Raw genomic sequence first — 22,471 nt, forward strand, 5'->3', positions numbered from 1 at the left:
CGAGTAACATTGCCCATGGAAAAGAAAGATCAATGGAACATTGGCTACTGGATCGTCGCCGGCCTGTTGCTGCTGACGCTGCAGAACTACTGGCAGGCGACCAAGACCGTCGAGCCCGTGCCCTACAGCGAATTCGAGAAGGCGCTGGCCGAGGGGCGCGTCGCCGAAGTGATGGTGTCGGACCGCACGGTCACCGGGCGCCTGAAATCGCCGGACAGCCGGGGCAAGACCACCATCGTGGCCACTCGCGTCGAACCCGACCTGGCCGAGCGGCTGTCCAAGTACGACGTGCCTTACGCGCGGGTGGTGGAAAGCACCTGGCTACGTGATGTGCTCTCCTGGATTCTGCCGGCGGTGGCCTTCTTCGGCGTCTGGTTCTTCCTGTTCCGCCGCTTCGCCGAGAAGCAGGGCATGGGCGGCTTCCTGAGCATCGGCAAGAGCCGTGCCAAGGTATTCATGGAGAAGAACACTGGCGTGACCTTTGCCGATGTCGCTGGCGTCGATGAAGCCAAGGCGGAGTTGGTTGAGATCGTCGATTTCCTCAAGAATCCGCAGGAGTATGGACGGCTCGGGGCGCGCATCCCGAAAGGTGTGTTGCTGGTTGGCCCGCCCGGCACGGGCAAGACCCTGCTGGCCAAGGCCGTGGCGGGCGAGGCCGGGGTACCGTTCTTCTCTATCTCCGGCTCGGAGTTCGTCGAGATGTTTGTCGGCGTGGGCGCGGCGCGGGTGCGCGACCTGTTCGAGCAGGCGCGCGGGCAGGCGCCGGCCATCATCTTCATCGATGAACTCGACGCGCTGGGCCGTGCACGCGGTGTCGGAGGACCGAACGGTGGACACGACGAGCGTGAGCAGACGCTGAACCAGTTACTTACTGAAATGGACGGCTTCGACAGCTCGGTCGGACTGATCATCCTCGCAGCCACCAACCGGCCGGAGATCCTCGATCAGGCCTTGCTGCGCGCCGGCCGCTTCGACCGTCAGATGCTGGTAGACCGCCCCGACAAGAAAGGTCGCCTGGATATCCTGAAGGTCCATGTCAAGAAGATCACCCTGGCCCACGATGTCGATCTGGAACAGGTGGCGGCACTGACCACCGGCTTTTCCGGCGCCGATCTGGCCAATCTCGTGAACGAAGCAGCGCTGAACGCGACCCGGCGCAAGGCGCAGGCTGTGGAACTGCAGGACTTCACCGCCGCCATCGAGCGCATCGTGGCCGGCCTGGAAAGGAAGAACCGTGTGCTCAATCCGAAGGAGCGGGAAACTGTCGCCTATCACGAGATGGGACACGCTCTGGTGGCGCTGGCGCTGCCCGGCACCGATCCGGTACACAAGATTTCAATCGTTCCGCGTGGCATCGGTGCACTCGGCTACACCCTGCAGCGGCCCACCGAAGACCGATTTCTGATGACACGTGCCGACCTGGAGCACAAGATCGCCGTGCTCCTGGGAGGGCGCGCGGCTGAGAAGCTCGTGTTTGGCGAGCTGTCCACAGGGGCTTCAGACGATCTGGCGCGGGCCACCGACATCGCCCGCGACATGATTACGCGCTTCGGCATGGATGAGGGCTTGGGGTACGTTGCTTTTGAGGCACAGAGGCCGCGTTTTCTTGATGCGCCTGAACTGGTACAGGGTGGCTGCCGGGTAGCCGAATCGACTCAGACACGCATCGACCAAGCCATCCGTGACATCGTGATGGGTGTGTTTGATCGTGCATACCGAATTCTCGAAATTAACCGAGAAGTGCTGGAGCGGTGCGCGCGCGAACTGCTCGCACGGGAAACGCTGGATGAATACAGCATCCGGCAACTGACGCAAGGGCTACAGCTCGAATCCCCATGTCACAGCGGCCCAACTGCCGGAGCCATTACTTCCTCTGTGTCCCAAGGAGCCACCTCATGAGTGACAGCATTCATATCGTCTGCCCACACTGCCAATCCATCAATCGCGTGCCAGCCAACAAGTTGGCAGAGAAGCCCAATTGCGGGCGGTGCCAGCACCCGCTGTTCACCGGAGAGCCCATTGATCTGACCACAGCGACCTTCGCCCGTCATCTGGAGCGCAGTGACCTGCCGCTGCTGGTTGACTTTTGGGCGCCGTGGTGCGGACCGTGCAAGATGATGGCGCCGCAGTTCGAGCAGGCAGCCTCCCTGCTTGAACCCAAGGTGAGGTTGGCCAAGGTAAATACCGAGGCCGAGCCTCACCTGGCCGCCCAGTTCGGTATTCGCAGCATTCCAACCCTGATTTTGTTCCGAGGGGGACATGAGGTTGCACGTCAGGCGGGCGCCATGGGCGCGCAGGACATTATGCGCTGGGTGGCTTCGCAATTGCCCCGGTGATTCAGGTGTGATCGAGTCGTCTTCTCGGACTCTCCGTTCCATTAACGTTTCATTGAAAGAGAGAGCGCAACGCTTATGAATAAAGAATCTGGCCACACGGCCCTTGACGAGATACGCTCCCAGTGGCGGTTGATGACGGTTTACGAGCGCTTCGAGCAGTTCGTTGCCATCACGCTTTCGGGCGTCATCGCGTTGGTAATTGTGATTTCGCTGATTCAGTTGATTCGGCTGGTGTTCACACTGCTCGTCATGGATGCGCTGAATCCACTGGATCATAAGGTTTTCCAGCTGGTGTTCGGTGCCACCATGACGCTGCTGATCGCCATGGAATTCAAGCATTCGATCGTCAAAGTGGCTCTGCGCAAGGAAAGCATCATCCAGGTCAAGACCGTCATTCTGATCGCGATCCTGGCACTGGCCCGCAAGTTCATCATCCTAGAACCCGACGTTGATCCTGCCAAAGTGGCCGCGCTGGCGGGGACGGTACTGGCCTTGGGTCTGACCTATTGGCTCATGCGTGAACGCGATGACCGCAAGAGCGAGTAATGGAGGTATGACCCCCTATGGTCTAGTCGGCCGACACGATGCCAGGTCGAGGCACCGCTGGCTCAATCGCTTTCAAACCGCGCTGCTGGTTTTGACCCTGGTGGGGATCGCAGCTGCCGCTGGCAGTCTGCTGTTCGGCGAGATTGGCCTTTGGCTGGCACTGGCAACATGCGCATTGACCCTGCTGATCGAACCTGTCGCCGCCTCCGCGATGACCTTGCGTCTGTATGGCGCCCGTCCCTTGCGCCCTGATGAAGCCCCCGCAATCTGGTCGTTGCTGCGAGCGCTCGCAGCTCGCGCAGGATTGCCGAACACGCCGGTTCCGTACTATGTGCCCAGCGACATCGTCAATGCCTTTGCCACCGGCTCCAGGCGCCTTGCCTCCATTGCCCTCACCGATGGCCTGCTCCGCAGCCTGAGTATGCGCGAACTGCAAGCCGTGCTGGCGCATGAAGTCGCGCACATCGCTCAAGAAGATCTTCGTGTCATGGGCTTGGCCGATTCGATCAGCCGGCTCACGAACCTGCTGGCGTTGTTGGGTCAGGTCGCGCTCCTGATCAGCATGCCAGCCTTGCTGGTCGGTGCAGCAGAAATTAACTGGATTGGCTTACTGTTGTTGGCCGCTTCGCCGCAACTTGCACTGCTCGCACAGTTGGGTCTGTCACGTGTGCGAGAGTTCGATGCCGACCGGATGGCAGTAGAGCTGACGGGAGATCCGCACGGGCTCGCCTCGGCGCTGGCGAAGATCGAGCGGGTGAGCCGCTCGTGGCGAGCCTGGTTGTTGCCCGGCTGGGGGAATCCCGAACCGTCCTGGTTGCGCACGCATCCGGCGACAGAGGATCGTATCGCGCGCCTGATGGCGTTGGCGCCTCAGCCATCGCAGGCCCTGCCGTTCCAAACGGAATATCTCGCGCCAAGGTCGTTCGCCCCGATGCGCCCGCCACGCCGGGGCCTGAGCGGCCTTTGGCGCTAAATCACTCGAAAGGAACCCCCGCCATGGCTTACCACGATCCTTACCCACAACGCCCAGCTCCGGATCATTTCGTCCGGCGGTGGCTCTTCATCACTGCGTGCGTTGCCGCACTCATGCTGTTCTGGCAGTTCCTGCCCGCCATCGAGGCCTGGTTCAGCCCGCGCCAAGCCGCTGAGCGCACCGTCACGCCGCGTGGCGATCTGGCCGCTGACGAACAGGCCACCATCGAACTGTTCGAGAAATCCCGGGGATCGGTGGTCTACATCACGACGTCCCAACTGGTACGAGATGTCTGGACGCGCAACGTCTTTTCCGTGCCGCGCGGGACGGGTTCGGGTTTCATCTGGGATGACGCCGGTCATGTCGTTACCAACTTTCATGTGATTCAGGGGGCGTCGGAGGCCACGGTCAAACTGGCCGACGGCCGCGATTACCAAGCCGCGCTGGTCGGAGTGAGTCCGGCACACGATATCGCGGTGCTCAAAATCGGCGTCGGCTTCCAGCGCCCGCCCGCCGTTCCGGTCGGCACCAGCGCAGACCTCAAGGTGGGACAAAAGGTGTTCGCCATCGGCAACCCCTTCGGCCTGGATTGGACACTCACCAACGGCATCGTGTCCGCGCTAGATCGATCGCTGCCCGGAGAATCTGGCGGAGTGACCATCGAACACCTGATTCAAACCGATGCCGCTATCAACCCCGGCAACTCGGGTGGGCCGTTGCTCGATTCCGCCGGCCGTCTGATCGGCATCAACACAGCGATCTACAGCCCTTCCGGTGCATCGGCTGGGATCGGCTTCGCCGTGCCGGTGGACACCGTCATGCGCGTAGTCCCGCAACTCATCAAGACCGGTAAGTACATCCGTCCGGCGCTGGGCATTGAGGTGGACGAACAGCTCAATCAGCGCCTGCTTGCACTGACCGGAAGCAAGGGCGTGTTCGTGTTGCGTGTTACCCCTGGTTCGGCAGCGCACAAGGCCGGCCTCGCGGGTGTCGAAGTCACGCCGCAAGGCATCGTGCCGGGCGACCGCATCATCGATGTTGATGGCAAGGCGACGGACGATGTGGCCAAGCTGCTCGCGCGGCTAGACGACAGGAAGGTCGGCGATGTGGTGGTCTTGTCAGTGGAACGGGCCGGCAAATCGCGCGAGGTGCGTGTGGAGCTGCAACCCGGGAATTGATTGAACTGAACCTGTGGATCAGGCGGTAGTGCAGCGTCGCGGTGATTGAGGTTCTCAGGTCTTCGGCCAGGTAGCGTTCCGCCTCAACCTCCGTAATTTTCGGATGCGATCTGCCTATCCGAATAGGCAAGCATGCAACGCCGGAACCTCTTGCCAATCATCGAAGGAGAAAGCGAGGCGCAATCCGCATGAGGTGGACGCAGGCCAGGAACGAGGCAAACAGGAGGCCGCATTGGAACTCAGACTACTGCGCTATTTCGTTGCGGTCGCGGAAGAACTGCATTTCGCGCGAGCGGCCGAGCGCCTTGGCGTAGAACAATCGCCTGTGTCGCGCGCAATGCGCAATCTCGAAGCCACGCTCGGCGTGCAGTTGTTCGACCGCAGCGCGCACCAGACGCGACTGACCTGGGCCGGTCAAGTGTTCCTCGGTGAGTGCCGGCGTGTGCTGGCCACCGTGGAGCAGGCGGTGAGTGCCGCAAAGGCGGCGGCGCAGGGCTATCAGGGTTATCTGCGCATCGCCATCTGCGACAGCTTGGCGCAGCCCCACATTGCCACCTTGCTGGCGCGCAGCCGCGAGGAAGAGCCCGAACTGGAGATTCGCGTCTTCGAGCTGCCTTTCGCGCAGCAGCTCAAGGACCTGCACAACGATCTGCTGGACATCGGCTTTGCGCTGTCGGACGCGGTGAGCGAAGGCCTTGTCGCCGAGCCCGTGTGGACCGATCCTCTGTCGGTGATCGTGCCCGTGCGCCACCCCTTGTTGGCGCACGCGGAAGTGCCATTGGATGAAGCCTTGAAGTTTCCGTTGGTACTGTGCCATCCGGACGCGGGATCGGGCTGCCACCACCAGATCCAGGCGGTGCTTCAAGGTGCGTCCAAGCCGCTCAAGCTGGTAGATCAGGTGACGAGCCTAGGCGTGATGCTGACTCTGGTCGGTGCCGGTTATGGCCTAGGTTTCGCCATTGCCTCGCAGGTGCAGACCCTGAACCGCCCCGACATAACCGTTCGCCCCTTGGCCGGCACGCCGCCCATGCTGTCCACCTACCTGCTGCGCCGCAGCGCCGAACCCTCTGAGCCCATGAAGCGGTTTCTGCAGCGCGCCCGCGAGGAGTTCCTGCCAAAGGGAGATGAACCGGCCTCGTGACGTTGAGCGCTCGGGTACATTGGCTACTGCTGGCTGTCCATGGCTCGCACTGGACTTGCTCGGAGCGCGCGTTGACCAAGCGTGGTTTTCAGTCCATAATTATGTCCATCTCGGTTCGCCGAGTGCGGAAAACTCGTTATCAATCAACGAGTTGGGAACACGATGATGTTCCCATCGCCCGCTCCACAGAATTCCGGCAGATCAGCAATCTGCAAGCAAAAGGCCAACCTCCCGAGGTTGGCCTTTTGCTGTCTGGTGGCACGAGCGACATACGTTCTCCAGAGCCGCGCACTTGCGGGCTATTCATCGATCACCCCTTGGCGGACGAGCCCCGTGGTCGAGACCGGACGTTCGGATACCATTCGGGATGCGTAGCCGATGTTGGACCCATCGACACTCTTTCGTCTCCCACACTCACCATGCCCATCCCCGACTATCAAACCTTGATGCTTCCGCTCTTGAGGCTGGCCGCTGACGGCAACGAGCATCGATTCCGCGACGCCGTCGAGGAAATGGCGGCCAAGTTCGCGTTGTCCGACGAAGAGCGGGCCACGATGCTTCCCAGTGGCACGGCACCCATGTTTGACAACAGGGCCGGCTGGGCAAAGACCTACCTCAAGCAGGCCGGCCTGATCGATGCCACCCGACGGGGTTACTTCCGGATCACGCCGCGGGGCACCGAGCTGCTCGGAACCGGTGTGGCCCAGATCGACACTTCCACGCTCGAGAAGTACCAGGAGTTCCGGGCGTTCAGGTCACGCAGAAGTGAGGGCAACAGCACGCCGCAACCCGACCTGCCAATGACCTCGCAGCCCCAGAATGAGTCATCGAAGAGACCGGAAGCCACGCCCGAGGAGCTTTTCTCGCAGGCCTATCAGCGGCTGCGGAGCAACCTGGAAGCCGAGGTGCTCGAGCAGGTGAAAGCCGTCACGCCGGCTTTCTTCGAGCGTCTCGTGATCGATCTGCTGGTCGCCATGGGTTACGGCGGCTCACGCCAGGACGCGGGCAAGGCGGTAGGCCGAAGCGGCGATGGCGGCATCGACGGGATCATCAAGGAGGACAAGCTGGGTCTCGACGTGATCTACGTCCAGGCCAAGCGGTGGGAGGGAATCGTCGGGCGTCCGGAAATCCAGAAGTTCGCCGGCGCACTGCAAGGCCAGCGTGCGAACAAGGGGGTCTTCATCACCACGTCCGGGTTCTCGCGAGAGGCCCATGAGTACGCGGGGATCATCCCCTCGAAAATCATCCTTGTTGGCGGCGAGCAACTGGCCGCCTTGATGGTCGACCACAACGTGGGGGTGTCCCCCGTCAGCCGGTTCGAGATCAAGCGGGTCGACTCGGACTATTTCGAGGGTGACTCGGTTTGAGCAGGGTGGCGCCTCGCCTGCCCAACAGTTTTCCGGGACAATCCGGGCCCGTCCCGCCAGCCCTTCTCCCGCCCATGCAGCCCCTCCTCGACGCCATCGCCGCCCTCACGCCGCCCACCGACGCCGTGCGTATCTTCCACGGCCGCGGCGGGCTTTACCCGGGCTGCGAGCAATGGACGCTGGACGCCTATCCGCCGGTGCTGCTGCTCACCAGCTTCGAGCCGGCCAGCGATGACGAGCTGGCTGTCATCGGCGCGGCGCTGGAGGCCCGCTGGGCGCAGATCGCGCCGGGCGAGCCGCTCAACTGGGTGTATCAGTACCGCTTCGAGGCCCGCGCCGAGACGCGGCTGATGGCCGGCAGCGTGCCCGATCCTCATGTGATCGGCGAGGACGGGGCGCGCTTCCGGGTGCATCTGCTGCGCGGGCTCAACCACGGCTTCTTCCTCGACATGGCCGAAGGCCGGCGCTGGGTGCGGGCGCAGATGGCGGCGCGGCCGGGGCAGCGGATGCTCAACCTGTTCGCCTACAGCTGCGCGTTCTCGGTGGTGGCCCTGCAGGGCGGCGCCGGGCAGGTGGTGAATGTGGACATGGCCGGCGGCGCGCTCTCCATCGGCCAGAAGAACCACCAGCTCAACGGGCTGGGGGCCGGGGCGAGCTTCATGCCCCACGACATCTTCGCCTCGTGGGGCAAGATCAAGCGCAGCGGGCCCTACGATCTGGTGATCCTCGACCCGCCCAGCTACCAGAAGGGCAGCTTCGTGGCCGAGAAGGACTACGCCCGGCTCGTGCGCCGCCTGCCGGACCTGCTGGTGCCCGGCGGGCAGGCCCTGCTGTGCCTCAATTCGCCCAAGCTGGGGGCGGATTTCCTCCACGGGCTGATGGCCGAAAACGCGCCGGCGATGCAGTTCGTCGAGCGCCTGGCCAACCCGCCGGCCTTTGCCGACGTGGCCCCGGAGCGGGCGCTGAAGGTGCTGGTCTACCGCGCACCGGGCTGAGGCCCCCTGCGCGGGAGTCAAGTTCCGGCAGGAAATGCCGAAGAGCGTGTGTCACCCGCACACGTCCTGCCACGACGGGTGGCCTGCCCGATCAATCATCCGATGGCCCCTGCCATGTTCAAGCCCCTTCGCGCCGCCTGTGCGCCGCTTCTCCTCATCGCCGGGCTGGGCCTTGCCCAGCCGCTGCTCGCCAACGATCACGGTGGCGGGGGCGGCGGCGCCGACCTCGTCACCCTCGAGACGATCACCACCAACCTGGCTGCGGACGCCGACGGTTCGAGCCGCTTCGTGCAGCTGGCGATCACCCTGCGTCTGGACGACCCGAAGGGCGCGGCGGCGATCAACGCGTACATGCCCCAGGTGCGCAACGACATCCTGATGCTGCTGGCCGGACACAGTGGCGCCGAGCTGAAGACGACCAAGGCCCGAGGCGACCTGGCCGAGGAGATCCGCGACACGATCAATGGCATCGTCGGCAACCCGGCCTACACCGACAAGCGCGGCCACCGCCAGCCCGCCACCGGCCCGGTGAAGACCACGCTGTTCACGAATTTCATCATCCAGTAGGCGCGGCCGGCAAACGCGCATGCCTGTTGAATTCATCACACGCTCAAGTCCTGTTCGGTAATACCGTAACACCGGCATGGCCTTTGCTATGTCAAAGAACAGAACACAGGACGGAGACACCGACATGAACACCCTGCACTTTCACTTCCAGCTGGGCACCGCGCTGCGGGCAATCCTGGCCTGGCTGGCCGATACGACCCAGGAGAGCCGTTCCGCGCGGCTTTCGACCATGGGCATGGCGGCCTGCCGACGGGATGGCTACGGCTTCGAGCACCCGGGCGAGGACCACCGCTTCCGCTGAGGGATGCACCTGTATGGGGCGGCGGGCACTCGATCTGGGCGCCGGCCTGCCAGGGTTCTCCCGTAGGTCGGACTGAAGTCCGACACCTGGCGGGCAGATCAACCCGTGAAGTCGGACTGAAGTCCGGCCTACGGAATCCGAAAACGACAAAGCCGCCCGCGGGCGGCTTTGTCGTTGCTGGCGCAGGAACGCTCAGCTGGCAGCGGCGTCCGCGGCAGCCGCCGCGTCGTCGGTGTTCTCGACCGGCAGGGTGACGGTGAAGGTCGTCCCCTTGCCCACCGTGCTGGCCACGTCGATGGTGCCGTGGTGCTTGCCGATGATGCCGTAGGCGATGGACAGCCCGAGCCCGGTGCCCTTGCCGATGGGCTTGGTGGTGAAGAAGGGCTCGAAGAGGTGGGCGAAGTTCTCTTCGGGGATGCCCACCCCGTTGTCGCTCACGTGGATGCGCACGGTGCCGGTGGCGTCGTGCTCGGTGGTGATGACGATCTCGCCCTTCTCGGGGATGGCGTGGGCGGCGTTCACCAGCAGGTTCATGAAGACCTGGTTGAGCTGTGACGCGATGCAATACACCTGGGGCAGCGCCGGGTCGTAGTTCTTGACCACGGTGCACTTGTACTTGATCTCGTTCCAGATGATGTTGAGGGTCGAGTCGATGCAGGCGTGCAGGTCGGCCCAGCCCCAGCCGGCGCCACCCACGCGGGAGAAATCCTTGAGGTTCTGGACGATGTCCTGCACCCGGGTGAGGCCGTCCTTGGATTCGCTGAGGAGCTGGAAGATGTCCTCGTGCACGAAGTCGAAATCCTTCTGCTTCTTGAGGGCTGCCAGCTCGGCGGCGTCGGGTGCGGGCAGCGCGGCGGCGGCCTTGTCGTCGTAGGCCCGGAGGATCTCGAAGATGCCCGTGAGGTAGCCTTCGAGGGTGGTCACGTTGGAGCGCACGAAGCCGATCGGGTTGTTCAGCTCGTGGGCGACACCGGCGGCGAGCTGGCCCAGCGAGGCCATCTTCTCGGACTGCAGGAGCTGGTTCTGGGCGTCTTCGAGCTTGCGGTTGAGCTCGCGCTGGTGGGCCAGGGACTGGGCAAGCTGCTCGCGCTCACGGCGCAGCTCGATCTCGGCGGCCACCTTGTCGGTCACGTCGTTGGCGTAGACCACCACCCGCGGCGGGTTGCCCGGCACCGGATAGACGGTGACGTGGAAGATGCGCCCCCGGTTGGCGGCGTCGATCTCGGAACTGCGGCCGGAGGCAAGCACCTCGGCGATCTGGTCGGCCAGGCGGATGCCGAACTCGGGCGGCAGCAGGTCGAAGAGGTTCTGCCCCGACAGCCGGGCGGGCGTCGAGCCGAAGAACTCGGCGCCGATGCGGTTGATCGCCATCAGCGCGCCGTCGGGGGTGATCATCGCGATGAGCTGGTCGGCGCTGTCGAGGATCGCCCCGAGGGTTTCGGTGCGCTCCATGACCCGGGATTCGAGGGTCTCGTTCTGGGTGCGCAGCTCGTCCTGGGCCTGCTTGAGCTTGAGGTGGCTCTTCACCCGCGCCAGCAGGATCGCAGCGCGCAGGGGCTTGGTGATGTAGTCGGCGGCGCCCAGCGACAGGCCGTGCTGCTCGTCCTCGTCATTGACCCGGGCGGTCACGAAGATCACCGGGATGTCGCGGGTCACCGGGCTGGCGCGCAGGCGCTGGATGACTTCGTAGCCGTCCATCTCCGGCATCATCACGTCGAGCAGGATCAGGTCGGGGCGCGGATCGGCGGCGGCAATGCCGAGCGCCACCGGGCCGGATTCGGCGGTGAGCACGTTGAAGTGCCCCTCCAGCATCCGGCTGACGCCTTTCAGGTTGATCCGGGAATCGTCCACCACCAGGATGGTGGGCGCCCCCGGCTCCACCGAGGGCTTCTGTCGTTCTGGGGTCGCCAGCATCTTGTCGTCTCCCGAGGTCTTGCGCGCACCGGCTCTCTCCGGGCACAGGCTTCGTCACATCCGGTCATTACGGAAGCCCGTCCACACGACTTGATAGCCCGTCAAAAATATCCTGCGTGCAAGCGCCGGGGCGTGGGGCGGCGCCGGTTTACCCGGATGGGCCGCTGTCATCCTTTTCTGGGATCATCCGATCTTTGCCCACCCGGAGCCGCTTCCGATGCCTGACTCCTCCAGCACCCTGTTCACGCCCTATTCCCTCGGCAAGCTCAGCCTGCCCAACCGCATCGTCATCGCGCCCATGTGCCAGTACTCGGCCGACGGCGACGGCAACGCCACCGACTGGCACCTGATCCACCTGGGCAGCCTGGCCCTCTCGGGTGCCGGCATGCTGATCATCGAGGCCACCGCCGTGTCGCCGGAAGGCCGCATCACCCACGACTGCCTGGGCCTGTGGTCCGACGCCAACGCCGCCGCCCTGGGCCAGGTGCTCGACAGCGTGCGCCACCATTCGTCGATGCCCCTGGCGATCCAGCTCGCCCACGCCGGCCGCAAGGCCTCCAGCGCGGTGCCCTGGGCCGGCGGCCAGCTGCTGTCGGTCGAAGACGGCGGCTGGCCCTGCGTGGCCCCGTCGGCGGTGGCGTATTCGGCCGCCGAGCCGGCCCCCACGGCCCTCGACGCCGCCGGCCTCGTGCGCATCCGCGACGCCTTCGTGGCCGCCGCCCGCCGCGCCGCGCGCATCGGCATCGACTGCATCGAGCTCCACGGCGCCCACGGCTATCTGCTCCACGAGTTCCTGTCGCCGCTCTCCAACGTGCGCACCGACGCCTACGGCGGCAGCCTGGAAAACCGCATGCGCTTCCCCCTCGAGGTGTTCGACGCGGTGCGCGCGGCCTTCCCGGCAGATCGCCCGGTAGGCATGCGCATCTCCGCCACCGACTGGGTCGAGGGCGGCTGGGATCTGGAGCAGAGCGTGGCCTTCGCCCAGGCCCTCAAGGCCCGCGGCTGCGATTTCATCCACGTGTCCACCGGCGGGCTGTCGCCGCTGCAGAAGTTTGCGGTGGCGCCGGGCTTCCAGGTGCCGTTTGCCGAGCGCATCCGCGCCGCAACCGGCATGCCCACCATCGCGGTGGGCCTCGTCACCGAAGCCGAACAGGCCGAGGAGATCGTCGCCAAGGGTCAGGCCGATCTGGTCGGCGTGGCCCGGGTGATGATGTACGACCCCCACTGGCCGTGGCACGCCGCCGCCAAGCTCGGCGCAAAGGTGAATGCGCCGCGTCAGTACTGGCGCAGTGCCCCGCGCGGTGCCGGCGACCTGTTCACCGGCGCAAAGATCGGCATGCGCTGAAGCGGCGTCAGGCGCTGGCCGGGCGCCGGTGGCGCAGGATCGAGCGCACCATCGCCTCCGGCTCGATGGGCTTGGCCAGGTGATCCACCATCCCGGCCGCCAGGCAGGCCGCCCGCTCCTCGTCGAGGGCGTGGGCGGTCTGGCCGATCACCGGCAGGTCGGGGGCGATCCCGCCCAGCAGACGGGTGGCCGTGTGGCCATCCATCACCGGCATCTGCACATCCATCAGCACCACGTCGAAGGACGCCGCGCCCTTGGCCAGCACGCAGTCGATGGCCGCCTGACCGTTATCCACCAGCGTCACCTCGGCGCCTTCGCTGCACAGGTGGTCTTCGAGCACCATCTGGTTCACCTCGTTGTCCTCGGCCACCAGCACCCGGATGCCGGCCAGCCGGGTGCCGGGTTCGCCGTCGGCGCCCTCCGGCTCGGCTTCGGCCGGCGCCGCCGCCAGCGGCACGTAAGGCAGGCGCACCTCGAAGCTGCTGCCCTGGCCCTCGACGCTCTCGGCGCGCAGGCTGCCGCCCATCAGCCCGACGATGCGATGGGTGATCGTCAGCCCCAGGCCGGTGCCGCCAAACTTGCGGGTGGTGGAGTTGTCTGCCTGCTCAAAGGGTGCGAACACCTTCTCGATGTCGGCCTGACGCATGCCGATGCCGGTGTCGCTGATGCGCAGCACCAGCTGGCCGCCCTCGGCCCCGGCGTAGAGGGTGACGCTGCCGTGCTCGGTGAACTTGATGGCGTTGGAGAGCAGGTTCACCAGGATCTGCCCGATCCGCAGCGGATCGCTGATGCACGCCGCCGGCAGCGAGGGCGCCCGCTGCAGGCGGATCGTCAGCCCCTTGTCCTCGGCGCGTTCGTCCATCAGCGCCAGGGTGTCGCCGATCACCTTGATCAGATCCACCTCGATGGCCTCGATGCGCAGCTTGCCGGCCTCGATCTTCGAGAAATCGAGGATGTCGTTGATGATGCCCAGCAGCAGCTGGCCCGATGACAGGATGCGCCCGAAGGTGTTCTGCGCGGCATCCCGCCCGACGCTCTCCCGATAACCCATCCGCGCCAGCCCCAGCACGCCGTTGAGCGGGGTGCGGATCTCGTGGCTCATGTTGGCGAGGAACTCGCTCTTCACCCGGGCCAGCCGCTCCGCCTCGGCGCGGGCGGTTTCCAGGTCGGCGGTGCGCGCGGCGACGAGCTCCTCGAGGCTGTCCCGGTAGCGAGCCAGTTCTTCGTCCTTGCGGATCCGCTCGGTGACGTCCTGCAGGATGATGATGCCGCCCGTGATGTCGCCGTCCGCGTCCCGCAGCGGCGCGCAGGACACCGACACCAGCAGCTCCTTGCCGGCGTAGGAGGTGCGGTAGCCGCCCTCGTATTCGCCCAGCTCACCGGCCAGCGCCGCGCGCATGGCGGGCAGGATGCGCTGGTCCTTCAGCGTCTTGCAGTCGAGGCTCAGCATGTACTCGTGGGGCACGGCCATGATGTTGGCGAACTGCAGGTTGCAATAAACCACCTTCAGATCGGTGCCGTACTGCAGGATGCCCACCGGCGAATACTGCAGCAGCAGGCGGTTGCGCTCCTCGCTCTCGCTGCGGGCCAGCTCGGCCAGCTTGCGGTCGGTGACGTCGGCCTGCACGCCCTCCCACAGCACCGCCCCGTCGTCGAGCCGCGTCGGCCGGGCGATCACCCCGACCCAGCGGATCTCGCCTCTCACCTGGACGCGGCCCTCCCAGGTGAAATCGCGCTCGCTGTCGAAGCTGCCCGCCCGCGCATTCTTGAGCGCCGGACGATCGTCCGGATGGACCTGGGAGAACACCTGCCGCGCGTCGGCCATCGCCGCCTCCACGGTCACCCCGAGCTGCGAGCAGAAGCGCGGGCTCACATAGGTGAAGCGCGAAAGCCCGTCGGGCTGCCAGCGGAAGCCGAACACCCCGGTGGGGATGCGCGCCACCAGCTTCTCGTAGTCGGCCACGGCGCTCTGCAGCGAGGCCTCGACCTGCTTGTATTCGGTGATGTCCTGCACCGCACCGTGGACGCTCAGCGGGTGGCCGGCGGCGTCGCGCTCCATCAGGCCAACCCCATGCACCCAGCGGATGGCCCCGTCGCGGCAGATGATGCGGTAGCTCTGATCGAAGGGTTCGCCGTTCTGCACCAGCCCGACCATGAAGCGCTCAATCACCCGGCGGTCGTCCGGATGAACCAGCTCGATCCAGTCTTCCGGCACGAAGGGCCGCTCCCGCGGCACACGGAAGACATCCCGCAGGGTGGGCGAAGAGGTCGTGACCTTGTTGCTCAGGTCGATGGAGTAGACGCCCAGCTTGCCGATGCCCTCGGCCGCGGCCAGGGCCCGGTCCCGCACGCGCAGCTCGCCCAGGGTGGCGGCCAGGCGCACGTTGGACTCCCTCACCTGGCTCGCATCGTCCTGCTGACGCCGGTAGAGATGGCCGATCAGCAGCGCCGAACCGCCCGAGACGATCAGGAAGGCCGTCAGCAGGATGCCGGTCTGCCAGGCTTCCCGATGCCACTGCACGAGATAGTCGTGACTCGACAGGCTCACCCCCACCACAAAGGGCAGGCCATCGACCCGCTGCACGGCCAGGAAGCGTTCGCTCCCGTCGCCGCCATCGCCGCTGTCCGTGGCACGGAACACCGCGGCGTTCTGGCCGGCGCCCAGGCGCTCGCGCACGCCCTCGGCCGACCACACCTCACCGATCTCGCCGGCCGGGCCGGTGACGGGCGGGTAGCGGGTGATGAGGCTCAGATCCTGATAGCGCAGCATCGCGCTGCCGCCGGGCCCGAGGCTCGGACGGGAGAGCATCGCGGTGAGGTACTCGACCGGCACGATGGCCACCACCACCCCGGCAAAGCTCCCGTCGGCGCGGTTGTAGCGGCGGGCAAAGGGCACGATCCAGGTCTTCACGACCCGCCCGATCACCGGCCGCGACACCGTAAGCCCGGCCGCGGGATTGGCCTTCAGCGTGCGGAAGTATTCCCGGTCGGAGATGTCAGCCTTCAGCACCGGACCAAGACCCCCGTCCCAGCGCAGCACGCCGTTGGCGTCGTAGACGCGCACGCCCTCGATCTCCGGCAACCAGCCCTTGTAGCGCATCAGCATTGCGCGGATCTCGTCGGCGGTGAGGTAGGACGACCCTTCCGCCTCCTCCCGTTCGAGTTCGTCCGCCAGCGCCCGCAGCGCCATGTCGATGGTGCGACCGCTGTTGGCGAGGCCCTGATCAAGAGCGCCGGCCAGGTTGCGGGCGTTCTGGGCCACCAGGGCTTCCGTCTGGGCGCGGCTGCCGATGAGGCTGAACACCCCCAGCCCGATCGCCAGCAGGTTGCTCAGGACCACCGCCATGATCAGCACGACGACGAAACGTCGCTGTCGCTCCGGCGCGAGGAGGGTGGAGAGGAAACGGGACAGCACGTTCATGGGCGGCGGCGACCTGGATCGGCAAGCGGGCTCGACCTTTCGCAACCCGTTGCGAAGGCCTGTCGCTCTCTATCGGCATCCAGCTGCTGCCCTGAAGGCTGGGCGCGGTGACGGGCCTTATCGGCGGGCGAAGATCGGGGCGCTGAGGATCACCTGGCGCTGGATTCCCACCAGCCGTTCGACGATCACCCGCCACGCCAGGCTATCCACCCGGGCCCGCGCCGCCAGATGCAGGCTTGCCCGCAGCGCGGGGGATTCGGCCAGCGCCACCGCCCCGGCCACGAAGCCGGGCTCGTCGCCCGGCTCGGCCAGCCAGCCGTGCACCCGGTGGTCGATCAGTTCATGGGCAGCGGCATCCCGATAGGCTACCACCGGCAGGCCGCTGGCGAGCGCCTCGGCCACCACGTTTCCGTAGGTTTCGGTGAGGCTCGGAAAGATGAACAGGTCGGCGCTGGCGTAATGCTCGGCCAGCAGCACGCCGGTCTGGGCGCCGGCGCACACCGCCTCGGGCATTCGCGCCCTCAGCTGCGGCAGGGCTGGGCCGTCGCCCACCAGCACCAGCCGCGCTCGGGGGTGGCGGGCCCGCACCGCCACGAAGGCCTGCTCCAGCAGGGTCAGGTTCTTCTCGGGGGCGACACGCCCCACGTACAGCACCGCCAGATCATCGGGCGCCAGCCCCCACTGGCGGCGCAGGGCGTCGCTGCGCCGGGCGGGGTCGAAGAGGGTCGTATCCACCCCGCGGGACACCACATCCACCCGCGGGATGCCCTGCCCCGCCAGCTCGGCGCACAGGGCGCGGGTGGGCACCAGGGTCAGGTCGGCCCGGTTGTGGAACTTGCGCAGATAGGCCGCGATGGGCCGCTTGAGCCAACCCACGCCGTAGTGGCCGGTGTAGCGGTGGAAGTTGGTGTGGAACTCGCTGATCACCGGCAGGCGCAGCTTGCGTGCCGCGGTGAGCGCCGACCAGCCCAGGGGCCCTTCGGTGACCACCTGCACCACGTCCGGCCGCTGGTGCGACCAGCGCCGCAGCAGCACCTTCTGGGCCGGCAGGCCGAGCTGCAGGTTGGCGTATTTCGGGATCGGGATGCCCCGGGCGAGCATCTGCTCCACCCCGTCGGTGGCCAGCACGGCGCCCTCGTGGGCCTGGCGCGGGCGGATCAGGTCAACCCGGTGGCCGGCGGCGACGAGCCCCTCCACCATGCGCCCGGTGGTCATCGCCACCCCGTTGATTTCGGGTGGATAGGTTTCCGTCACCACGGCGACCCTGAGCGGCCCCTTGTGGCTGACGATTTCCTGGCAGACGAGTCCGGCGTTGTCCATCCGCGCAGTGTCGCCGGCGGATGCTGCACGGGCGTTACCGGCAGGTGATGGTGGGGTGACGGCCCGCCCGGTCAACGAAAAATCGGCGAGTCCCCACCCGGCTGGCTGCCCCGGCCGGGTGAAAACTCGCCGATCTCTCAGGAGGGCGACCACTGCCGCCCTCCCCCTCCCAGCCTTTACTGGCGCTTACTGGCCGCCCTGGTCGGTGGTGCCGATGACCACGGTGGTCACCTTGCCGCCGATGGTCAGCAGCAGGCGCACCGGCAGGCCGCCCGGCGGCACGTTGGTGGCCGACACGCTCATGCTCTGCGGATCGTGCTTGATCCACGGCGGCACGGGGCTGCCGTTCTCCATGCGGATGGTGCTGGCGGCCAGGGCGGACGGCCCTTCGCCGGCATACACATCCTTCGGCACGTTGAACACGAAGGTGGACTCGCCGCGCGGGATGCTCACCCGCACGAGGCCCGTCTGCGTGCTGGCCGGAGCCTGCAGGAGCTGCACATTGACGCCCGACTGGGTGCCTTCGGAAGCGGCCGCCGACGAGGTTCCCGAACCGCTGCCCGCTGCCGGCGCCGAAGCCGTACCGGTGCTGACCGCGGTGGAGCCACCGGTACCGGCGACACTGCCGCCAACCGCCGAACCGGAGCCGGTGCTGGTGCTGGTACCGGCGCCCGAGGCGACGCTACCCGAAGCCCCCGCCCCGAAGCCGGACGACGCGACGCCCCCACCACCCAGGCCGCCGCCCAGGCTACTACCCGTACCGCCGGTGAGGCCACTGGCGCCGCTGGAGACAGCGCCCGAGCCGCCCACCACGCCGGTGGAGCCACCCGAACCCGGCAAGGCCGAATCGAACACCTGCGCCTGGGGTTGGACCGGCGTGTAGGTGGTGACCGGGGTGGCCGGAACCGGCGGCGGCGGCACGACGCTGTCGAGCGCCGAGATGCTGCCGGTGGTGCTGGCGGTGGTGGCGACGAGGCGGTAGTTGCCCGCGTCGGCACCGGCCAGGGCGATGCCCTGCACCTGAATGGTCTTGCCGAGGCCGACTTCCGCCGAATCGAAGCTGGCGCTGGTGTAGGACAGGTTCAGCAGATCGCCGGCCAGGCGGTTGTCGGACAGGCTGACCGGGGCGCTGGTGCTGCCGTCGTACAGCTTGCCGGTGCTGCTGGCGGCCACGGCAAGCGCCCGGGTGGCGATGTCGGCGGTGGCGCCGGAGAGGTCGCTGACCGTGTAGTTGCCGGCGTCGGCACCGGTGAGGCCCAGGCCGGCGATGGTCACCGCCCTGGCGTTGCCGGCCTGCTTGCTGGCGAAGCTGCCGGTGACGCCGCTGGCGTCGATGCCCACGCTGTCGCCCAGCACCACGCCGGCCAGCACGGCGCCGGCGGTGTCGAGGCTGGCCACGCGGGTGCCGTCGTACACCTTGTTGGCGGCAACGATGCCGCTGGCGGTGAGGGCCTTGGCGGTGATGTCGGCAAACGCCGCGGCATCGCCGATGGTGTAGTTGCCGGCGTCGGCACCCCCCAGGGCGAGGCCGCTGACGGTGACGGCCTTGGCCACGCCCACGTTCTTGCTGGCGAAGCTGCCGCTGGCGGCGGAGGGCACCAGGCTCACGTCGTCGGCACCCTGCACGCCGCTGGTGAGGCGACCGGCACTGGTGTCGAGGGTGGCCGCGGTGGTGCCGTCGTACACCTTGCTGGCGGCGCTGATGCCACCGGCGGCCAGGGCCCGCGGGGTGATGTCGGCGGTCGGCGCCGAGGTGCTCGTCACCGTGTAGTTGCCGGCATCGGCGCCGTCGAGCGCGAGGCTGGTGATCGCCACCGGCTTGGCCGTGCCGACGTTCTTGTCGGCGAACTGGCCGGAGCCGGTCACGCCCACGCTGTCGCTGCCCACCAGGCCGGTGAAGCTGGCGCCGGTGGTGTTGAGGGTGGCGGCGGTGGTGGCGTCGTACACCTTGTTGCTGGCGGTGATGCCGCTCACGGTGATCGCCTTCGGGGTGATGTCGGCGATGGTGGTGGCCGTGCCGGTGAAGACGTAGTTGCCTGCGTCCGCACCGCCCAGCACCACGTTGCCGATGGTCACCGTCTTGCCGGTGCCGGCGTTCTTGTCGGCGAAGCTGCCGCTGGCGCTGGTCACGTTCAGCACGTCGCCCGCCAGCTTGCCGGTGAAGCCCGCCGCGCCGGTGTTGATGGCGGCGGCCACGCTGCCGTCGTACACCTTGCTGTCGGCGGTGATGCCGGTGACCGCCGTCAGGCTGGCCGGGGTGATGTCGGCGGTGAGGCCGACCGGCAGCTGCAGCGTGTAGGAGCCCGCGTTGGCGCCCGAGAGCGCGATGCCGGTGACGGTGACCGCCTTGCCGGTGCCGGCGTTCTTGTCGGCGAACACGCCGCTGCCGAAGCCCACGCTCACCACGTCGCCGTCCAGCAGGCCAGAGAGCACGGCGCCGCCAGTGCCGAGCACCGCTGCGGTGGTGCCGTCGTACACCTTGCCCAGGGCCTGCACGCCGGAGACGGTGAGCAGGCGGCCGAGGATGTCGGCGGTGGTGGTGGCGGTGGTGTTGAAGGTGTAGTTGCCGATGTCGGCGCCGCTCACGCTGATGCCATTCACCGTCACCGTCTTGCCCAGACCGCCGTTGGCGTCGCTGAAGGCGGCGCCGGTGTAGCTGACGGAGAGGCTGTCGCCGCTCGCCCGGTTGTCGGACAGGGTCACGCTGGCGGTGCTGTTGCCGTCGTAGGCCTTGTTGATGCCGGCGGCGGACACGTTCAGGGTGGCCTTGCTGATGTTGGCGAAGGCGGCAGAGGTGGTGTTGGCGGTGTAGTTGCCGGCATCGGTGCCCGACAGGCTGATGCCGGAGACGCCCACGTACTTGTTGAGGCCGACGTTCTTGTCGAGGAAGTTGGCGGTGTAGCCAAGGGTCAGCACGTCGCCGTTCACCCGGTTGTCGGCCAGGCTGACAGTGGCGGTGGTGGTGCCGTCGTACACCTTGTCGACGCCGGTGGCGGACACCGTCAGGGCACGCGGGGTGATGCTGGCGTGCATGCCGGTGGGCTGGATCAGGTTGTAGTTGGCGCCATCCGCACCCGACAGCACGAAGGCGCTGCCGTTCACCAGCTTGTTGGTGCCGACGTTCTTGCTGTCGAAGCTGCCGGTGATGGTGCCGATACTCACGTCGTCGGCGCCGATCACGCCGGTGAGGCCGGCCACGCTGGTGTTGATGGTGGCGGTGGTGGTGCCGTCGTACACCTTGTCCATCGCCACCACGCCGACCACATTGACGTTGGCCTTGGCGATGCTGGCGGTGCCGGTGGCGGTGGAGGCCACCTGGTAGTTGGTGGCGAGGCCGCCGCTACTGCCGTCCAGCAGGCCGATGCCGGTGATGGTCACGGTCTTGCCGGTGCCGGCGGTCTTGTCGGCGAAGCGGGTGGTGCCGGCGGAAACCGGGATCACCGTTTCGGTGCCGACCAGGCCGACCAGGGTCATGCCGTTGAGGGTGGCGTTGATGGAGCCGTCGTAGGTGCGATCGGCCACGTCGGCCACCACCGTCAGCTGGGCGCGGTCGATGGTGCTGTGGGTGTTGCTGGCGTAGGTGACGGCGTAGTTGCCGCCGCTGGCGCCGTCATTCACCGTCACGCCGCCCACCGTCACCGTCTTGCCGCTGCCGGCGTTCTTGTCGGTGAAGGCGTAGGTGCCGCCGGAGAGGTTGTCCAGCGCGCCACCGTTGCTGGCGTTGTTGTAGAGCGTGCCGGTCAGCACGATCGGGGTGCCGTTGGCCGACAGGCCACCGTCGTAGGCCTTGGTCACGTCGCTGGTGCTGACGGTGATCGCGGCCTTGTCGATGGTGCTGGTGGTGTTGCTGGCGTAGGTGACGGTGTAGTTGCCGCCGCTGGCGCCGTCATTCACCGTCACGCCGCCCACGGTGACCGTCTTGTTGCCGGTGCCCGCGTTGGCATCGGTGAAGGCGAAGCTTCCACCGGAGAGGTTGTCCAGCGCGCCGCCGTTGCTGGCGTTGTTGTACAGCGTGCCGGACGTGACCACGGCCGTGCCGGCGGCGCTCAGGGTGCCGTCGTAGGTCTTGGTGACGTCGCTGGTGCTGACGGTGATCGCCGCCTTGTCGATGGTGCTGGTGGTGTTGGCCACGTAGCTGACGGTGTAGTTGCCGCCGCTGTTGCCATCATTGACCGTCACCGCGCTGGTGTTCACCGTCTTGCTGGTGCCGGCGTTGGCGTTGGTGAAGGCGAAGGTGCCGCCCGACAGGTTGTCGGCGCCGAAGAGCTGGGTGCCACCGGCTGCAACCACCGCCGTGCCGGCTGCGCCGAGGCTGCCGTCGTAGGTCTTGGTCACGTCGGAGGTGGTCACCGACAGGTTGGCGCGGGTCACGTCCACCGTCTGGGTGCCGCCGGTGAAGGTGTAGTTGCTGGCGAGGCCGGCGCCGGCGGTGCCGTCGCCCACCAAGCTGAGGCCGCTCACGTCCACCGTCTTGGCTGTGCCCACGTGGCGGGTCGCCACGCTGCCGGAGCCGGACAGGGTCAGGGTTTCGCTGCCCACCAGGGTGCCGATGGTCAGGTCACCCGTGCCCACCACGGTGGTGCCGTCATACACGCGGCTGCCGGTGAGGCTGACGGCGTAGGGGTTGATGGTGCTGGTGGTGTTGCTGGCGTAGGTGACGGTGTAGTTGCCACCGCTGGCGCCGTCGTTCACCGTCACGCCGCCCACGGTGACCGTCTTGTTGCCGGTGCCCGCGTTGGCGTCGGTGAAGGCAAAGCTGCCACCGGAGAGGTTGTCCAGCGCGCCGCCGTTGCTGGCGTTGGTGTAGAGCGTGCCAGCGGTGACCACGGCGGTGCCCGCCGCAGTCAGCGTGCCGTCGTAGGTCTTGGTGACGTCGCTAGTGCTGACGGTGATCGCCGCCTTGTCGATGGTGCTGGTGGTGTTGGCCACATAGCTGACGGTGTAGTTGCCGCCGCTGTTGCCATCGTTCACCGTCACCGCGCTGGTGTTCACCGTCTTGCTGGTGCCGGCGTTGGCGTTGGTGAAGGCGAAGGTGCCGCCCGACAGGTTGTCGGCGCCGAAGAGCTG

The 22,471-nt window shown here is 66.9% G+C and carries 15 protein-coding genes; 11 read left to right on the forward strand and 4 right to left on the reverse strand.

The window, feature by feature from the left end; all coding sequences use genetic code 11:
- Window positions 1-15 precede the first annotated feature (15 nt).
- The 10 genes from ftsH to QQK25_RS03095 all read left to right on the forward strand — a co-directional run bounded on the left by ftsH (window position 16) and on the right by QQK25_RS03095 (window position 9,404).
- Window positions 16-1,899: an ATP-dependent zinc metalloprotease FtsH gene (ftsH, locus tag QQK25_RS03050; protein ID WP_058137964.1), complete on the forward strand. Its 1,884-nt coding sequence runs from the start codon at window positions 16-18 to the stop codon at window positions 1,897-1,899.
- Complete coding sequence (gene trxC / locus QQK25_RS03055; RefSeq protein WP_009238721.1) at window positions 1,896-2,336, forward strand: thioredoxin TrxC; 441 nt, start codon at window positions 1,896-1,898, stop codon at window positions 2,334-2,336. Before ftsH ends, trxC begins: the two co-directional genes overlap by 4 nt.
- Window positions 2,337-2,411: 75 nt before the next feature.
- Entirely contained in the window at window positions 2,412-2,882 is a 471-nt protein-coding gene (locus QQK25_RS03060; protein WP_009238720.1) for a phosphate-starvation-inducible PsiE family protein, read from the forward strand.
- 7 nt (window positions 2,883-2,889) lie between these two features.
- Entirely contained in the window at window positions 2,890-3,855 is a 966-nt protein-coding gene (locus QQK25_RS03065; protein ID WP_043104906.1) for a zinc metalloprotease HtpX, read from the forward strand.
- A gap of 23 nt (window positions 3,856-3,878) precedes the next feature.
- A complete protein-coding gene (locus QQK25_RS03070) occupies window positions 3,879-5,033 on the forward strand; it encodes a S1C family serine protease (RefSeq protein ID WP_043104908.1) in 1,155 nt (384 codons plus the stop codon).
- Window positions 5,034-5,265: 232 nt separating this feature from the next.
- Window positions 5,266-6,174 carry a LysR family transcriptional regulator gene (locus QQK25_RS03075; RefSeq protein WP_043104909.1) on the forward strand — a complete coding sequence of 303 codons (909 nt, stop codon included), beginning with the start codon at window positions 5,266-5,268 and terminating at the stop codon, window positions 6,172-6,174.
- A 419-nt stretch (window positions 6,175-6,593) separates the two neighbouring features.
- On the forward strand, window positions 6,594-7,541 hold the full coding sequence (locus tag QQK25_RS03080) for a restriction endonuclease (RefSeq protein WP_284186618.1): 948 nt from the start codon (window positions 6,594-6,596) through the stop codon (window positions 7,539-7,541).
- Between the two features lie 74 nt (window positions 7,542-7,615).
- Window positions 7,616-8,536 (forward strand): class I SAM-dependent methyltransferase, encoded by a 921-nt coding sequence (locus QQK25_RS03085; RefSeq protein WP_284186619.1) that lies wholly within the window; start codon window positions 7,616-7,618, stop codon window positions 8,534-8,536.
- Between the two features lie 114 nt (window positions 8,537-8,650).
- On the forward strand, window positions 8,651-9,103 hold the full coding sequence (locus QQK25_RS03090; protein WP_284186620.1) for a flagellar basal body-associated FliL family protein: 453 nt from the start codon (window positions 8,651-8,653) through the stop codon (window positions 9,101-9,103).
- 124 nt (window positions 9,104-9,227) lie between these two features.
- Complete coding sequence (locus QQK25_RS03095; protein WP_153161849.1) at window positions 9,228-9,404, forward strand: hypothetical protein; 177 nt, start codon at window positions 9,228-9,230, stop codon at window positions 9,402-9,404.
- A gap of 192 nt (window positions 9,405-9,596) precedes the next feature.
- On the opposite strand, the gene QQK25_RS03100 is transcribed toward QQK25_RS03095, so the two are convergent.
- Window positions 9,597-11,318, reverse strand: a complete 1,722-nt coding sequence (locus tag QQK25_RS03100; protein WP_284186621.1) for an ATP-binding protein — start codon at window positions 11,316-11,318, stop codon at window positions 9,597-9,599.
- A 217-nt stretch (window positions 11,319-11,535) separates the two neighbouring features.
- On the opposite strand from QQK25_RS03100, the gene QQK25_RS03105 reads away from it, so the two are divergent.
- A complete protein-coding gene (locus QQK25_RS03105; RefSeq protein WP_284186622.1) occupies window positions 11,536-12,663 on the forward strand; it encodes an NADH:flavin oxidoreductase/NADH oxidase in 1,128 nt (375 codons plus the stop codon).
- Window positions 12,664-12,670: 7 nt separating this feature from the next.
- Here QQK25_RS03105 and QQK25_RS03110 read toward each other — a convergent pair whose 3' ends face one another.
- The 3 genes from QQK25_RS03110 to QQK25_RS03120 form a co-directional block, all read right to left on the reverse strand.
- Window positions 12,671-16,084, reverse strand: coding sequence for an ATP-binding protein (locus QQK25_RS03110; protein ID WP_284186623.1), 3,414 nt, complete (start codon window positions 16,082-16,084; stop codon window positions 12,671-12,673).
- Window positions 16,085-16,201: 117 nt separating this feature from the next.
- On the reverse strand, window positions 16,202-17,404 hold the full coding sequence (locus QQK25_RS03115; protein ID WP_284186624.1) for a glycosyltransferase family 4 protein: 1,203 nt from the start codon (window positions 17,402-17,404) through the stop codon (window positions 16,202-16,204).
- A gap of 186 nt (window positions 17,405-17,590) precedes the next feature.
- Window positions 17,591-22,471, reverse strand: a 4,881-nt coding sequence (locus QQK25_RS03120) for a beta strand repeat-containing protein (protein WP_284186625.1), incomplete at its 5' end; no start/stop codon positions are given.

Source organism: Zoogloea oryzae (genome assembly GCF_030161255.1).
Lineage (GTDB): Bacteria > Pseudomonadota > Gammaproteobacteria > Burkholderiales > Rhodocyclaceae > Zoogloea > Zoogloea oryzae.

Excerpts from the sequence above, each read along its gene's own strand:
- ftsH (WP_058137964.1), top strand. The coding sequence starts at position 16 with ATGGAAAAGAAAGATCAATGGAACATTGGCTACTGGATCGTCGCCGGC.
- trxC (WP_009238721.1), top strand. The coding sequence starts at position 1,896 with ATGAGTGACAGCATTCATATCGTCTGCCCACACTGCCAATCCATCAAT.
- QQK25_RS03060 (WP_009238720.1), top strand. The coding sequence starts at position 2,412 with ATGAATAAAGAATCTGGCCACACGGCCCTTGACGAGATACGCTCCCAG.
- QQK25_RS03065 (WP_043104906.1), top strand. The coding sequence starts at position 2,890 with ATGACCCCCTATGGTCTAGTCGGCCGACACGATGCCAGGTCGAGGCAC.
- QQK25_RS03070 (WP_043104908.1), top strand. The coding sequence starts at position 3,879 with ATGGCTTACCACGATCCTTACCCACAACGCCCAGCTCCGGATCATTTC.
- QQK25_RS03080 (WP_284186618.1), top strand. The coding sequence starts at position 6,594 with ATGCCCATCCCCGACTATCAAACCTTGATGCTTCCGCTCTTGAGGCTG.
- QQK25_RS03085 (WP_284186619.1), top strand. The coding sequence starts at position 7,616 with ATGCAGCCCCTCCTCGACGCCATCGCCGCCCTCACGCCGCCCACCGAC.
- QQK25_RS03090 (WP_284186620.1), top strand. The coding sequence starts at position 8,651 with ATGTTCAAGCCCCTTCGCGCCGCCTGTGCGCCGCTTCTCCTCATCGCC.
- QQK25_RS03095 (WP_153161849.1), top strand. The coding sequence starts at position 9,228 with ATGAACACCCTGCACTTTCACTTCCAGCTGGGCACCGCGCTGCGGGCA.
- QQK25_RS03100 (WP_284186621.1), bottom strand. The coding sequence starts at position 11,318 with ATGCTGGCGACCCCAGAACGACAGAAGCCCTCGGTGGAGCCGGGGGCG.
- QQK25_RS03105 (WP_284186622.1), top strand. The coding sequence starts at position 11,536 with ATGCCTGACTCCTCCAGCACCCTGTTCACGCCCTATTCCCTCGGCAAG.
- QQK25_RS03110 (WP_284186623.1), bottom strand. The coding sequence starts at position 16,084 with ATGAACGTGCTGTCCCGTTTCCTCTCCACCCTCCTCGCGCCGGAGCGA.
- QQK25_RS03115 (WP_284186624.1), bottom strand. The coding sequence starts at position 17,404 with ATGGACAACGCCGGACTCGTCTGCCAGGAAATCGTCAGCCACAAGGGG.